Annotated in this window: 14 protein-coding genes; 3 read left to right on the plus strand and 11 right to left on the minus strand. The window is 70.7% G+C overall.

The window, feature by feature from the left end; genetic code table 11:
* From VPH43_RS10210 to VPH43_RS10230, 5 genes are all read right to left on the minus strand, one after another.
* Positions 1-1,170 (minus strand): ABC transporter permease, encoded by a 1,170-nt coding sequence (locus VPH43_RS10210; protein WP_328577581.1) that lies wholly within the window; start codon positions 1,168-1,170, stop codon positions 1-3.
* Between the two features lie 16 nt (positions 1,171-1,186).
* On the minus strand, positions 1,187-1,882 hold the full coding sequence (locus VPH43_RS10215) for an ABC transporter ATP-binding protein (RefSeq protein WP_328577582.1): 696 nt from the start codon (positions 1,880-1,882) through the stop codon (positions 1,187-1,189).
* A gap of 36 nt (positions 1,883-1,918) precedes the next feature.
* The gene (locus VPH43_RS10220) at positions 1,919-3,070 is read right to left on the minus strand and encodes an efflux RND transporter periplasmic adaptor subunit (RefSeq protein WP_328577583.1); all 1,152 of its coding nucleotides are present in this window, start codon (positions 3,068-3,070) and stop codon (positions 1,919-1,921) included.
* Positions 3,071-3,299: 229 nt separating this feature from the next.
* The gene (locus VPH43_RS10225; RefSeq protein WP_328577584.1) at positions 3,300-3,557 is read right to left on the minus strand and encodes a MoaD/ThiS family protein; all 258 of its coding nucleotides are present in this window, start codon (positions 3,555-3,557) and stop codon (positions 3,300-3,302) included.
* A complete protein-coding gene (locus VPH43_RS10230) occupies positions 3,554-4,696 on the minus strand; it encodes a glycosyl hydrolase (RefSeq protein WP_328577585.1) in 1,143 nt (380 codons plus the stop codon). The genes VPH43_RS10225 and VPH43_RS10230 overlap by 4 nt, the downstream gene beginning before the upstream one ends.
* A gap of 469 nt (positions 4,697-5,165) precedes the next feature.
* Between VPH43_RS10230 and VPH43_RS10235 the strand changes: the two genes are divergently transcribed.
* The gene (locus VPH43_RS10235; protein ID WP_328577586.1) at positions 5,166-5,588 is read left to right on the plus strand and encodes a GreA/GreB family elongation factor; all 423 of its coding nucleotides are present in this window, start codon (positions 5,166-5,168) and stop codon (positions 5,586-5,588) included.
* Positions 5,589-5,601: 13 nt separating this feature from the next.
* A complete protein-coding gene (locus VPH43_RS10240) occupies positions 5,602-6,546 on the plus strand; it encodes a universal stress protein (RefSeq protein ID WP_328577587.1) in 945 nt (314 codons plus the stop codon).
* A 59-nt stretch (positions 6,547-6,605) separates the two neighbouring features.
* Here VPH43_RS10240 and mnhG read toward each other — a convergent pair whose 3' ends face one another.
* The 6 genes from mnhG to VPH43_RS10270 are packed head-to-tail and all read right to left on the minus strand — an operon-like array spanning position 6,606 to position 12,636.
* Positions 6,606-6,974, minus strand: a complete 369-nt coding sequence (gene mnhG / locus VPH43_RS10245) for a monovalent cation/H(+) antiporter subunit G (RefSeq protein ID WP_328577588.1) — start codon at positions 6,972-6,974, stop codon at positions 6,606-6,608.
* On the minus strand, positions 6,971-7,249 hold the full coding sequence (locus VPH43_RS10250) for a K+/H+ antiporter subunit F (protein WP_328577589.1): 279 nt from the start codon (positions 7,247-7,249) through the stop codon (positions 6,971-6,973). The genes mnhG and VPH43_RS10250 overlap by 4 nt, the downstream gene beginning before the upstream one ends.
* Complete coding sequence (locus VPH43_RS10255; protein ID WP_328577590.1) at positions 7,246-7,740, minus strand: Na+/H+ antiporter subunit E; 495 nt, start codon at positions 7,738-7,740, stop codon at positions 7,246-7,248. Before VPH43_RS10255 ends, VPH43_RS10250 begins: the two co-directional genes overlap by 4 nt.
* Positions 7,737-9,419, minus strand: a complete 1,683-nt coding sequence (locus VPH43_RS10260; protein ID WP_328577591.1) for a monovalent cation/H+ antiporter subunit D — start codon at positions 9,417-9,419, stop codon at positions 7,737-7,739. The genes VPH43_RS10255 and VPH43_RS10260 overlap by 4 nt, the downstream gene beginning before the upstream one ends.
* A complete protein-coding gene (locus VPH43_RS10265) occupies positions 9,416-9,760 on the minus strand; it encodes a Na+/H+ antiporter subunit C (RefSeq protein WP_328577592.1) in 345 nt (114 codons plus the stop codon). Before VPH43_RS10265 ends, VPH43_RS10260 begins: the two co-directional genes overlap by 4 nt.
* Entirely contained in the window at positions 9,760-12,636 is a 2,877-nt protein-coding gene (locus tag VPH43_RS10270; protein WP_328577593.1) for a monovalent cation/H+ antiporter subunit A, read from the minus strand. Before VPH43_RS10270 ends, VPH43_RS10265 begins: the two co-directional genes overlap by 1 nt.
* 140 nt (positions 12,637-12,776) lie before the next feature.
* On the opposite strand from VPH43_RS10270, the gene VPH43_RS10275 reads away from it, so the two are divergent.
* A complete protein-coding gene (locus VPH43_RS10275; protein ID WP_328577594.1) occupies positions 12,777-13,223 on the plus strand; it encodes an SRPBCC family protein in 447 nt (148 codons plus the stop codon).
* Positions 13,224-13,243 lie beyond the last annotated feature (20 nt).

Genomic DNA, 13,243 nt, shown 5'->3' on the forward strand with positions numbered 1-13,243 from the left:
TCAGGCCCTCCCTGCGAGTGCATCGGTGATGTTCAGGCGCATCGCATTCAGCGCCGGCAGCGCACCCACCACCACGCCGAAGAACAGCATCAGCCCGATGCCGATGGCCCAGCTGGCCGCGCCGGCGGCCGGCAGGTTGAGCATGCCGTTGCTGGCCGCGCCCACGGCCGGCCCGATCACGCTGGCCAGCCCCAGGCCGACGATGCCGCCCAGCAGCAACAGCAGCATCGATTCAGCCAGCACCATCGCCAGCACGCTGTGGCCCGAGAAGCCCAGCGTCTTGAGCACCGCGATCTCGTTGGTGCGCTCGCGCACCGCCTGCATCATGGTGTTGCCCGACAGCAGCAGCAAGGTGAAGAACACCGCGCCCATGATCGAGGTGACGATCAGGTTGATGTCGGCCAGCTGCTTCATCCACGCCGCCGTGGCGGCCTGCTCGGTGAGGGTGCGGGTCTCGTGGTCGGAGTTGGCCGAGATCGCGTCGATGGCCTTGGCCACGCGGTCGGCCTGGTTCACGTCCTTCACGCGGGTCACGTACCAGCCGGCCTGGCCGCGGTTGTAGGGCGTGGTCTCGTCGAAGTAGTCCCAGCGCAGCAGCATCAGCTGGTCGAACCAGCCGGAAGCCTTCTTGTCGGACACGTGGATCAGGCCCACGATCTTGAAGGTCCAGTTCAGGCTGCCGGATTTGTCCGGAAAGATGGTGGACTGCATCGGCAGCTGGTCGCCCACCTTCCAGCCGAAGCGCTGGGCCAGGGCTTCACCCACGAGAGCGCCGGTCTTCGTTTCAGCGAAGGCCTTGCGCTGCTCGGCCGACACTTCCATTTCGGGGTAGATGTCCAGGTAGTTGGGCGCCACCGCGAAGCTGAACACCTGGTTGTGCGGGTCCTTGTAGGCACCGCCGAACCAGTTGGCGTAGGTGGTGTCCTTCACGCCGTCCACCTGCGCGATGCGCGCGCCCAAGGACATGGGCAGCAGCTGGATGAAGCTGAGCTTCGATCCGGTTTGCAAACGGGTGGCGCCGTTGGCGCTCTGGCCGGCCTGGTCAAAACCCACGCGCACGGCGTCCAGCAGGCCGAACAGCAGGAACGCCGTGATGATGGACACCAGCGTCAGGACCGTGCGCAGCTTGCGCCGGAACAGCGCCGCCCAGATGAGGTGCAGGTATTTCATCGCGTCACCTCGCGATTCAGGCGGCGGCGGCTTCGGCCGCGGTCACCAGGGTGCCCTTGTCCAGGTGCAGCGTGCGGCTGGCGCGGCTGGCGGCCTTGGGGTCGTGGGTGACCATGACGATGGTCTTGCCGTGTTCGCGGTTGAGCACCTGCAGCAGCGTGAGCACGTCCTCGGCCGACTGGCGATCCAGGTCACCGGTGGGTTCGTCGCACACCAGCAAGGTCGGGTCCGACACGATGGCGCGTGCGATCGACACCCGCTGCTGCTGGCCGCCCGACAGCTCGGTGGGCTTGTGGGTGGCGCGGTCGCCCAGGCCCACCAGCTGCAGCGCGATGGACGCGCGCTTCTTGCGCTCGGCCGCGGAGAGTTTGGTCAGCAGCAGCGGCAGCTCCACGTTCTTCTGCGCCGACAGCGTGGGCATCAGGTTGTAGAACTGGAACACGAAGCCCACCTTGGCTGCGCGCCACTTGGCCAGCTGGGCGCCGCTGAGCTGATCGATGCGTTCGCCGGCCACGCTGATGGCGCCGCCGCTGGGCGCGTCCAGCCCGCCCATCAGGTTGAGCAGCGTGGTCTTGCCGGAGCCCGAGGGGCCCATCAGCGCGAGGAAGTCGCCCTGGTTCACATCCAGGTCGATGTGGTGCAGCACCTCCACGGTCTGCTTGCCCCGGGTGTACACCTTGGAGAGGTCGCGGATCTCGATCAGTCGGGTCATGTCATGCCTCCATGCGTTCGTTGTGCAGGGGTCGCGTCATTCCTTGCTGGCGACCTTGGAACCGTTCTTCAATTCGGCCGGCGGTGACACCACCACCGCTTCGCCGGCCTTCACGCCGTCGGTGGCCAGGCGGAACTTGCCGACGTCGGCGCCCAGCTTCACTGCGCGCTGCTGCGCCTGGCCGTCGTTCACCACGAAGACCGTGTTCGTGCCGTCGCGCTGCACCAGCGCTTCGGGCGGCAGCAGCACGCCGGGCGCCGGTGCGGCCTGCGACTTCGGCTTGGTGGCCAGGAAGGTGACGCGCACGCCCATGTCGGGCACCACGCGCTCATCCTTCTGGTCCAGCGCCACGCGCACCTTCACGGTGGCCTTGCCGCGGTCGGCGCTCGGGATGACCGCCAGCACATGGGCAGGGATCTTCCAGTCGGGGTAGGCGTCCAGCACCGCCTCGCAGGGCATGTCGGCTTTCACCTGCGCGATGTAGGCCTCGTTCACGTCCACGCCGACTTCCAGCGAGTCCATGTCGACGATGGTGCCCACGCCCGTGCGGGTGAAGCCGCCACCGGCGGACAGCGGCGAGATGATCTCGCCCACCTGCGCCGCGCGGGCGGTGACCACGCCGTCGAAGGGCGCGCGCACGGTGGCGTAGTCGAAGTTCACGCGGGCCTGCGCCACCTGGGCTTGCGCGGCCTCTGCCTGGCGCTGGGCTGCGTCGAGCTGGGCGCGATGGGCTGTCACCGAGGTGGCGGCCTGCTCCTGGCTCTGGCGCGTGGTCATGCCTTGCGCGGCCAGTTCCGACTGTCTGCGCGCATCGGCCTCGGCCTGCGCCAGCTGCGCGCGCTGCTGCGCCACCGCGGCTTGTGCACTGCGCGCCTGCGCCTGCGCCGTGGCCAGGCCGGCCTTGAGCCCACTGTCGTCCAGCCGGGCCAGCACCTGGCCCTTCTTGACGCGAAAGCCCTCGTCGATCAACACCTCGGTGAGCGTGCCGGTGATCTGCGCGGACACGGTGGCCGAGCGCCGCGCCGTCACGTAGCCGGTGGCCTGCAACACGGCATCAGCGGAGGGCCCTTGGCCGTTGGCCCGCACGGTCACGGTCTGCACCGCCACGGGCCGGTTGCCCGCCACGTACCACCAGGCGCCAACGCCAAGGGCGCCCAGCAGCACCAGGCCGGCGAGCAGCCCCCACACCCACTTCGGCGGCCCGCTGTCATGGTCCTCACGTTGCGCACCTTCGATGCGCAGTTCCTTGAGCAGTCCGGTATCGATGATGGGGCTCCCTGGCGAAACAAGCCTCGCGCATGAACGAGGGCAATGCCTGGCATGACTGCATCTGCCTTAAGGCGCGCGCGATCGTAGCAGGCGCCGGCGTGGGCACAACCCGTGCGGACTACGGATTCCCGGACTCATCAGCCGCGCCTCATCCACCGCTCAGCGCCTGCACGATGGCCACCGCATCCTGCGGTTGCAGGGGCTGCGCCAGGTCGCGCACACCAAGCCCATTCACGAAGACGCGCATGTTGGCCCGAAGCTGTTGCTGCTCGTCCACCACCCGGAAGCGGATGCCCGGATAGCGCCGCTCCAGGTCGTCGAACAGCGCCAGCAGCGTGTCGCCCTGCGCCTGCACCTGCGCCGCGCCGGTGTAGCTGCGCAGCGCACTCGGCACCAGCACGTTCATGCCGGTAACTCCGCCACTTCCACCGCGTAGATCTCCGGCAGGTGGCGCGCGATGTTGGCCCAGCGGGCGCCACCGTCGTGGCCCACCCAGAGTTCGCCGCTGGTGGTGCCCAGGTAGAGCGCGGGCTCGGCGCTGCTGTCGGCGGTCATCGCCTGGCGCTTCACCGTCCACCAGGCCTGCTCTCGCGGCAGGCCTTCGTCCAGCCGCTGCCAGCGCTGGCCGCCATCGCGTGTCATATACGCGGCCGGTCGGCCCGCCGGGCTGGTGCGCGGCCACACGTCAGTGCCGTCCATCGGGAACACCCAGGCGGTGTTGGCGTCGTGCGGGTGCACCACCATCGGAAAGCCGATGTCGCCCACGTCGGCCGGCATGTGGCGGCCGATGCGCTGCCAGGCCGTGCCGGGCCGGTCCAGCCGGTAGATGCCGCAGTGGTTCTGCTGGTACAGGCGGTCGGGCTGGCTGGGGCACAGGCGCACGCAATGCGGGTCGTGGAAGGTCACGGTGCGGGCGTCGAACCCTTCCACCACCTCCATGCCCTGTATCAGGGGCGCCCAGCTGCGCCCGCCATCGCGGGACTCGTGCACCCCGCCGCCGGACATGCCGAACAGCAGGTGCGCCGGATCGCGCGGGTCCACGATGATGGAGTGCAGCTTCGGGCCGTCGGGTGTGCCGTCCTGCGCGCTGCCCATCCATTCGCGGAACTGGGCGTCATCGTTCACCGAGGGCAGCGGCATCCAGCTGACGCCGCCGTCCTCCGAGCGGAACAGGCCTTGCGGTGAGGTGCCGGCATACCAGGTGTCGCGCTCGCTCGCGTGGCCCGGCGTGAGCCAGAAGGTGTGGTCCACGGTGCGCGCGGGCAGGCCGTTCGTCGGCGGGCTGAAGGCGGGCGGCTGGCGTGCTTCCTTCCAGGTTTGGCCGAGGTCGGTGGAGCGGAACACGGTGGGCCCCAGGTGGCCGGTCTTGGCGGCCAGCAGCAGGGTGCGGCCGTCGCGCGGGTCCAGCTGCACGTGGCTGACGATGTGGCCCAGGAAGTGCGGGCCGTCCACGCGCCAGGTGTCGCGCCGCCTGTCGCCATGGAACAGCCAGGCGCCCTTGCGCGTGGCCACGAGCAGCACCAGCCGGGTCGGGGAAGAGGTCATGTGCGGTCACGCCAGCAAGCTGCCGCAGGGCAGCGGGGCGGGCGAAGGATTCGCCGGTCATCCTGCACGACGAATGAGCCGGGCAGATTTCGACAACGGCCATCCAGACCATCGCAGACCATCGCCGCGCAGAGGTGAATACGCACACGCTCCAGTGCGACTTGTTTCGCGTGCCCTGCACCCAATGCGCCGCACCCTTAGAGTGGGCTTCATGTGTTCCACCCCCTTCCACGTCGCGGCCCGCGGCGCTGCTCGCGAAAAGGTTTCGCGTGACGCGTGCCCGCGGTGCACACCCGGGCGCTCGCGCGCCGGCTGGGGGCCACGCACCCGTCAGCCGGCCGCACATCCCTGAGCCCGGCGATCGCTTCCACCCTTTTGCGCAACTCCTCAGATCGCCGGGCACCTCGCCCGCGCGCTGACGCGTGCCTGCATCGTGCAGGTGCGCGTCCACACACTGAAGGACCGCCTCGTGGAAGCCTTGACATTCGAGCGCACGCTCACTGAACTGGACCATGTCCGCCTGCTGAACCTGCTGCGGCGCGACCCGCTGGGCGAGGGCCTGCCGGGCCGCGGGCACGACGTGGAGGACCTGCTGGACGCGTCGGCCATCGTGCCGTCGCGCGAGGTGCCACCGGACGTGGTCACCATGTATTCGCAAGTGCTGTTGCAGGACCTGCAGACCGGGCAGCGCAGCACGCTCACGCTGTGCTACCCCGCCGACGCCGAGCCGGCCGCCGGTTTCGTGTCGGTGCTGTCGCCGGTGGGCCGCAGCCTGCTGGGCCTGCGCGTGGGCAGCGTGGCGCGCTGGGCCACGCCGGTGGGGGAGGACAAGAGCGCCGAGGTGCTGGCGATCCTCTTCCAGCCTGAATCCAGTGGCGACTTTTCGTTGTAGTGAAGGAGGCTCCATGACGACGTTCAACTCTCTCCTGGCCGCCACCGACTTCTCCGCCGATGGCAACAATGCCGTGCGCCGCGCGGCCCTGCTGGCGCATGAGCATGGCGCCCGGCTGCACATCCTGCACGTGCTGCCGGCCGACGGCTGCAAGCCCTTGCGCGACTGGTTCTCACCCACCACCGACATCGACCTGAAGGGCGCGCAGGCGCGGGCCGCGCTGCATCGCGTGGCGGTGGAGATCGCCGCCGCTTATGACGTGCGGGCCACGGTGGAGGTCGCCGTCGGCGACCCCCTGGCCACGCTGATGCGTGCATCGGCCCACGCCGACCTGGTGGTGCTGGGCCAGCGCGGCCACAGCCGGCTGCCCAAGCCGCTGATCGGCCGCACCGCCGACCGCATGCTGCGCACCTGCCGGCGCCCGGTGCTCGTAATCAAGAAGCCGGCCGAGGCGCCGTACCGGCGGGTGCTGAGCCCGGTGGACTTCACCGCGGGTTCGGATCGCGCCTTGCAGCTGGCCGCGCTGCTGGCGGCCAACGCGCAGGTGCATGTGTTCCATGCGCTGGACACGCATCGCGACGCGGTGCTGCGCCGCGCCGACGTGGACGAGTCCCTGATCCGCAAGCTGGGCGCCAACGCGGCGGCCGCCACCGGCAGCCGCATGCGCCGCCTGGCCGCCCGGCTCGGCCTGGACCGCACGCACCTGGTGTTCTCGGTGGGCCGCGGTGCCGCCGACCTGGCCACCTTGCAGCAGGCGAGGCTGCTGGGCGCCGACCTCATCGTCGCCGGCAAGCAGGGCCGGTCCACGCTGGGCGAGTTCCTGCTCGGCAGCGTGAGCAGCCGGGTGCTGTCGGGGGCGGAATGCGACATGCTGATCGTGCCGCGGCCGCGTGATGCGCCGCTGCCCCCGCCCATGAGGGCCTGGCGTGTCGCGCCACGGCCCGCCGCGGCACGCTGAGCGGTCACCGAGGGCGCGGCGCCCGCTGCGCCCTCGTCTCGCCCGCTCCTCCGGCGAGCTCAGGGCTCCGGTGTCTCGGGTGTGCGAGGCGCCGGTCCCGACTCGGCGGTACTGCGCAGCGGTGGCGGCAGCGGATCGCCCGCCTGTCGGCGCCTGAAGAGTGCCGCGCGCGCCAGCACCACGGTGCTCACCGGCGCGGTGATGCTCAGCAGCACGATCACCAGCCAGGCCTGCAGCGATGGCGCCTGCGCTGGCGCCGAGAAGTGCAGGACCGTCGCCAGCGCCACCAGCCAGGCGCCCAGCGTGGAGGCCATGGCCGGGGCATGCAGCCGCAGGAAGAAGTCCGGCAGGCGCCACAGGCCCACGGCCGCCGTGAGCACCAGCGCGCCGCTGGCCACCAGCAGCAGCGCGACGATCAGCTCGATCATTCGATCACCTCCCCCCGCAGCAGGAACTTGGCCAGAGCCACCGAGCCCACGAAGCCGAACAGCGCCATCAGCAACGCGGCCTCGAAGGTCATGCTGCTGCCATAGCGGATCGCCAGCACCAGCATGACGAGCAGGCCCACCACGAACAGGAAGTCCAGCGCCAGCACGCGGTCCTGGGCGCTGGGGCCGCGCATCAGGCGCCACAGGGTCAGCGCCATGGCCAGCCCGTAGAGCAGCAGCGTCACCGTGATGGCCGCGGACAGCAGCGGGCTCATTCAAAGATCTCCAGCAGGGGTCGTTCGTAGCGGGCCTTGAAGTGCCCGATGAAGGCCGCCTCGTCGTCGGCACCGAGGTCGAACACATGGAGCAGCAGTGCGCTGCGATCGGGCGCGAGCTCGCACCACACGGTGCCCGGCACCACGGTGGTGATGATGGCCAGCGCTGCCAGCGCATGGGCATCGCGCAGGTGCAGCGGCACGGTCACGAAGCGCCCGCGCGGCGCCTGCCGGCCGGCCCGCAGCACGCCGCGGCCCACGCTCAGTGCCGACAGCACCACGTCGCCGCCCACGCGCAGGATCAGCGCTGCCAGCACAGCGGGCCGCCGCACCGGGCCGGCCGCCGGCCGCAGCGGTGCCAGCAGCACCGGCATCACCAGGGCCACCACCGCGCCCAGCACCACCTGCCCCACGCCGGGCGAGGGGTTGAGCAGCAGCCACAGCGCCAGCAACGCGGCCGACAGCAGCGGGGCGGGCCACCAGCGCTTCACGGGGCGGCCCCCGGAGCGGCCGGCACGGGGCCGCCGCGCGTGACCGGCCGGCTGCCCAGCACCGCGCCGATGTAGTGCTGCGGCTGGTGCAGCGCCTCGGCGGTGGCGCGCATGTAGGCCAGTGCCGCCTCGCCCTGCAGCACCAGGGCGATGCAGGCGCCCAGCAGCAGGCCGATGGGCAGGCATTCGACGATGCGCAGCCGGGGCGCGGGCCGGCCCGCGGGTGCCCAGAAGTGGCGGATGCCCACGCGCACCAGCGCGGTGGCCGCGAGCAGGCCAGACACGATGAGCAGCACGAACAGCGTACGCCCTGCCGCCAGGCCGGCGGCCCCCACCGGCGCGTCGAGCAGGGCCGACAGCATGGCCAGCTTGCCGATGAAGCCCGACAGCGGCGGCAGCCCGGCCACCACCAGCGTGCAGAGCAGGAAGGCCAGGCCCAGGAAGGCCAGCGCGCCGGGCAGCGCATGGCCGATCAGCACCTCTTCCTCGTCGTCCAGGTTGGCATCGCGCGGCGGCTCCGCGTCCAGAAAGTCGGGCAGGTGGTCGTCATCGTCCGGCGGAGGCGCCAGCTCCACCTGGCGCGCCCGCTCCATCAGCTCGACCAGCAGGAACAGCGCGCAGCCCGCCAGCGTGGAGCTGGCCAGGTAGTAGAGCGCGCCGGTGCTCAAGCCGGGCGTGTCGAACCCGATGGCAGCCAGCAGCGTGCCGGACGACGCGATGACGCTGAAGCCGGCCAGGCGGTCCAGCCGCTGCGAGGCCATCATGCCGACCGCTCCGAAGGCCAGCGTGACCAGCCCGCTCCAGGCCAGCACCCCGCCGCCGAACAGCGCGGATGCGCCCGCGCTGGCCGGAAAGCACAGTGTCCACAGGCGCAGCAGCGCATACACGCCCACCTTGGTGAGGATGGCGAACAGTGCCGCCACCGGCGCACCGGCCGCGGCATAGGCCGGCGGCAGCCAGAAGTTGAGCGGCCACACGGCAGCCTTGGCGAGGAAGGCGATGGCGAGGATGGCCGCGCCGGCGTGCAGCAGGCCACGGTCGCTGGCAGGCACCTGCGGCAGCTTGTGTGCGATGTCGGCCATGTTCAAGGTGCCGGTCACGCCGTACAGCAGTGCCACGCCGATCAGGAACAGCAGCGAGGCCACCAGGTTGATCGCGATGTAGTGCAGGCCGGCGCGCACGCGGTCGCTGCCGCCGCCGTGCATCAGCAGGCCATAGGACGCGGCCAGCAGCACCTCGAAGAACACGAACAGGTTGAACAGGTCGGCGGTGAGGAAGGCGCCGTACAGGCCCATCAGCTGCAGTTGGAACAGGGGATGGAAGTGCACCCCGGCGCGGTGCCAGCGCGCCAGCGAGAAGGCCAGCGCCGCCACCCCGGCGCTGCCGGCCAGCACCATCATCAGGGCCGACAGCCGGTCCACCACCAGCACGATGCCGAAGGGCACCGGCCAGTTGCCGGGCAGGTACACGCCGAAGGCCGCCGGCGCGTCATGCCGGTCCACCCACCACAGCAGCGCGATGGCCAGCCCGAGGCCGGCGACCGCCGAGGCCAGGCTGAGCGCGGCGGCCAGCGCCCGGCGCCGGTCCGCCAGCAACAGCAGCACGGCGGCGGTGGCCAGCGGCAGCAGCACCGGGACCACGAGCAGCCGCTGCACCGGCCAGTCGGCCACGCCGGTCATGGCTGCTCCTCCTCGCCGTCCACATGGTCGCCGCCGCTCAGCCCGCGCAGGGCGAGCAGCACCACCAGGAACAGGGCGGTGGTGGCAAAGCCGATCACGATGGCGGTGAGCACCAGCGACTGCGGCAACGGGTCGGTGTAGTGCAGCAGGTCCGGCGGCACGCCGGTCTGCACGATCGGCTCCTTGTCGATCGACAGGCTGCCCACGCTGAAGATGAACAGGTTGACGGCATAGGACAGCAGCGACAGGCCGATCAGCACCTGGAACGTGCGCGGGCGCAGCACCAGCCACACGCCCGCGCTGGCGAGCACGCCGATGGCCAACGAGATCACCACCTCCATCAGACGGCCTCCCTGGCGCTGGCGGCCGGCGATGCCCCAGCCGGCGGGCGCGGCCGCCGCACCCGAAGCGACTGGTGGGCCAGCGCTGTGAGCAGCAGCAGGGTGGCGCCCAGCACCACGGCGAACACGCCCAGGTCGAACAGCGCCGCGCTGGGCAGGTGCACCAGCCCGATGCCCGGCAAGGTGACATGCGCGGTGTGCGCGGTGAGGAAAGGGTGGCCGAACGCCAGCGCGCCCAGCCCCGTGGCCAGGGCGACCAGCAGGCCGCCAGCGATCCAGCGCGGCGGCCGCAGCGGCAGGCGCGCTTCCACCCAGCGCGTGCCGCCCACCATGTACTGCGCGATGAAGGCGATGGCCATCACCAGCCCGGCGACGAAGCCGCCCCCCGGCTGGTTGTGGCCGCGCATGAAGAGGTGGAACGCGAACACACCCGCCACGGGCAGCAGCAGCCGCACCAGCACCGCGGGCACCAGCAGGTCGCCGCCGGCCGCGTGCCCCACCGACTGCTGCGCCGGGCGGTCGATCGCCTCGCGCGGCGGTCGGAAGCGCCGCAGCAGTGCATACACGGTGAGCCCAACGATGCCCAGCACCGTGATCTCGCCCAGCGTGTCGAAGCCGCGGAAATCCACCAGCATCACGTTGACGACGTTGCTGCCGCCACCCTGGGGCAGCGCGTGCTCGATGAAGAAGGGCGAGATGCTCTGTGGCGCCTGGCGCGTGAGAAGGGCGTACGACAAGGCAGCCAGGCCGGCGCCGATCAGCAACGCCAGCACCAGGTCGCGGGTGCGCCGCCATCGGGCGCGGCCGCGCGTGCGCGGGTCGTCCAGCGCCACCCGTGGCGGCATCCAGCGCAGCCCGAGCAGGAACAGCACCGTGGTCACGCCTTCCACCGCCAGCTGGGTCAAGGCCAGGTCCGGGGCGGAGAACCATGCAAAGCTCAGGCACACGACGAGCCCCACCACGCTGAGCAGCACCAGCGCGGCCAGCCGGTGGAACTTGGCCTGCCAGGCCGCGCCCACCGCACACGCGCCGCCGATCAGCCACAGCAGCACGAACTCCGGCGTGGCCGGCACGCGCGCCCGGTCGCCCCAGACCAGCGGCACCACCCAGGCCGAGCCCAGCGCGGTGGCACCGGCGATCGTCAGCATCCACAGCAGCTGCGGCTGCAGGCGCCGCGTGCTGGTACGCCGCAGCAGGCGCCCCGCTTGCCCGGTGAGCAGCGCCAGCGTGCGCTCGAACAGGCGCTGGCCATCGAGCCGGTGCAGCAGGGGCGTGCCCCGCAGCGCGCGCTGCTGGATGCGGGCGGCAAACAGGCGATAGGCCACGATGCCGCAGGCCAGCGCGAGCAGGCTCATCACCAGCGGCTTGTTCAGGCCATGCCACAGCGCCAGGCTGTACACCGGCAGGGGGCCGCCCACGACCGGCTGCGCTGCGGTAGCCAGCAGCGGGCCGATGGCCCAGGCCGGCACGGTGCCGACCACCACGCAGGCGAGCACCAGCAGTTCCACCGGCACGCGCATCCAGTGCACCGGCTCATGCGGCTCGCGCGGCAGGCCGCGCGGCGGCGGGCCGAAGAACACGGCGTGGCCAAAGCGCAGCGAATAAACGACCGCGCACACGCCGTACAGCGTCGCGGCCACGGGCAGGCCCGCCTCCACCCAGGGATGCGAGGTGAGGAACACCGTCTCTGCGAAGAACATTTCCTTCGAGAGGAAGCCGTTCAGCAGGGGCACACCCGCCATCGCCGCGCAGGCCACCATGGCCAAGGTGCCGGTGATCGGCATGAAGCGCCACAGGCCGTGCAGGCGGCGCATGTCGCGGGTGCCCGTCTCGTGGTCGATGATGCCCACCGACATGAACAGTGACGCCTTGAAGGTGGCGTGGTTCATCATGTGGAACACCGCCGCCACCGCGCCCAGTGGGCTGTCCAGCCCGAGCAGCAGGGTGATGAGCCCGAGGTGGCTGATGGTCGAGTACGCCAGCAGCCCCTTGAGGTCGTTCTGGAACATGGCGGCATACGCGCCCAGCAGCAAGGTGGCGAGGCCCGCGCCGCCCACCAGCCAGAACCAGGTGTCGGTGCCTGAGAGCACAGGCCACAGCCGGGCCAGCAGGAACACACCCGCCTTCACCATCGTGGCCGAGTGCAGGTAGGCCGACACCGGCGTGGGCGCGGCCATCGCATGCGGCAGCCAGAAGTGGAACGGGAACTGCGCGCTCTTGGTCAGCGCGCCCAGCAGCACCAGCACCAGCACCAGCGGGTACAGCGCATGTGCGCGCACGCGGTCGCCGGCGGCCAGAACAGCGTCGAGTTCATGGCTGCCCACGATGTGGCCCAGCAGCAGTGCGCCGGCCAGCAACGCGAGGCCACCGCTGGCGGTGACGGTGAAGGCCATGCGCGCGCCTCGCCTCGCGTCCTTGCGGTGATGCCAGTAGCCGATCAGCAGGAAGGAGAACACGCTGGTCAGCTCCCAGAACAGCACCAGCTGGATCAGGTTGCCCGAGACGACCACGCCCAGCATGGACCCCATGAAGCCCAGCAGCAGCGAATGGAAGCGGGCCGCCGGGTCTTCCGGCGAGAGGTAGTAGCGGGCGTACATGACCACCAGCACCCCCATGCCCGTGACCAGCATCGCGAACATCCACGCAAAGCCGTCGATGCGCACCACCAGGTCCAGCCCCAGGCTGGGCAGCCACGCCAACCGCTCGGACACCACGCCGCCACTGCGCACCTGCGGGTACAGCAGCGCCAGCGACACGGCGACCGCCAGCGCCACCGCGCCGGCCCAGCTGGAGCCGATGTTGCGTGCACGCGTGGGCAGCAGCGCAGCGACGGCGCTGCCCACGAAGGGCAGCAGAAGCAGGAGCAGGAGAGACATGTGGATGCAGTCTAAGCACAGCAGCGGCGGCTACGTTCCGAGCGGGCAACAATGCCCGCGCGAACTCTGTCGAAACCGCTGCGGTCCGATCGTCGTCAGATCAGAGGGCCGTCCTCTTCTTCAACCACCGCGAGACCACCATGCCCGACAACACCGTCCGCCTCCACCGCGTGCTGCGCGCCGCGCCCGACAAGATCTACCGCGCCTTCCTCGACGCCGACGCCATGGCCAAGTGGCTGCCGCCCTATGGCTTCACCTGCAAGGTGCATCAGATGGACGCCCGCGTCGGCGGCCATTTCAAGATGTCGTTCAGCAACTTCTCCAGCGGCAACGGCCACAGCTTCGGCGGCGAATACCGCGAGCTGGTGTCCGGGCAGCGCATCCGCTACTCCGACGTGTTCGACGATCCGAACCTGCCCGGCGAGATGGAAACCACGGTCGAGCTGCGTGCGGTGTCCTGCGGCACCGACGTGAGCATCACGCAGACCGGCATTCCCGCCGCGATCCCGGTGGAGATGTGCTACCTGGGGTGGCAGGAGTCGCTGATGCAGCTGGCCACGCTGGTGGAGCCGAACATTCCGGATTGACGGTGCCTTGGCCGCGGCCG

The organism is Ideonella sp. BN130291, assembly GCF_036231905.1.
Classification (GTDB): Bacteria; Pseudomonadota; Gammaproteobacteria; order Burkholderiales; family Burkholderiaceae_C; genus CAMLIZ01.

What these genes read in the sequence shown, in the direction of transcription:
- VPH43_RS10210 (WP_328577581.1), bottom strand. Translation starts at nt 1,170, where the DNA reads ATGAAATACCTGCACCTCATCTGGGCGGCGCTGTTCCGGCGCAAGCTG.
- VPH43_RS10215 (WP_328577582.1), bottom strand. Translation starts at nt 1,882, where the DNA reads ATGACCCGACTGATCGAGATCCGCGACCTCTCCAAGGTGTACACCCGG.
- VPH43_RS10225 (WP_328577584.1), bottom strand. Translation starts at nt 3,557, where the DNA reads ATGAACGTGCTGGTGCCGAGTGCGCTGCGCAGCTACACCGGCGCGGCG.
- VPH43_RS10230 (WP_328577585.1), bottom strand. Translation starts at nt 4,696, where the DNA reads ATGACCTCTTCCCCGACCCGGCTGGTGCTGCTCGTGGCCACGCGCAAG.
- VPH43_RS10240 (WP_328577587.1), top strand. Translation starts at nt 5,602, where the DNA reads ATGACGACGTTCAACTCTCTCCTGGCCGCCACCGACTTCTCCGCCGAT.
- mnhG (WP_328577588.1), bottom strand. Translation starts at nt 6,974, where the DNA reads ATGATCGAGCTGATCGTCGCGCTGCTGCTGGTGGCCAGCGGCGCGCTG.
- VPH43_RS10250 (WP_328577589.1), bottom strand. Translation starts at nt 7,249, where the DNA reads ATGAGCCCGCTGCTGTCCGCGGCCATCACGGTGACGCTGCTGCTCTAC.
- VPH43_RS10260 (WP_328577591.1), bottom strand. Translation starts at nt 9,419, where the DNA reads ATGACCGGCGTGGCCGACTGGCCGGTGCAGCGGCTGCTCGTGGTCCCG.
- VPH43_RS10265 (WP_328577592.1), bottom strand. Translation starts at nt 9,760, where the DNA reads ATGGAGGTGGTGATCTCGTTGGCCATCGGCGTGCTCGCCAGCGCGGGC.
- VPH43_RS10270 (WP_328577593.1), bottom strand. Translation starts at nt 12,636, where the DNA reads ATGTCTCTCCTGCTCCTGCTTCTGCTGCCCTTCGTGGGCAGCGCCGTC.
- VPH43_RS10275 (WP_328577594.1), top strand. Translation starts at nt 12,777, where the DNA reads ATGCCCGACAACACCGTCCGCCTCCACCGCGTGCTGCGCGCCGCGCCC.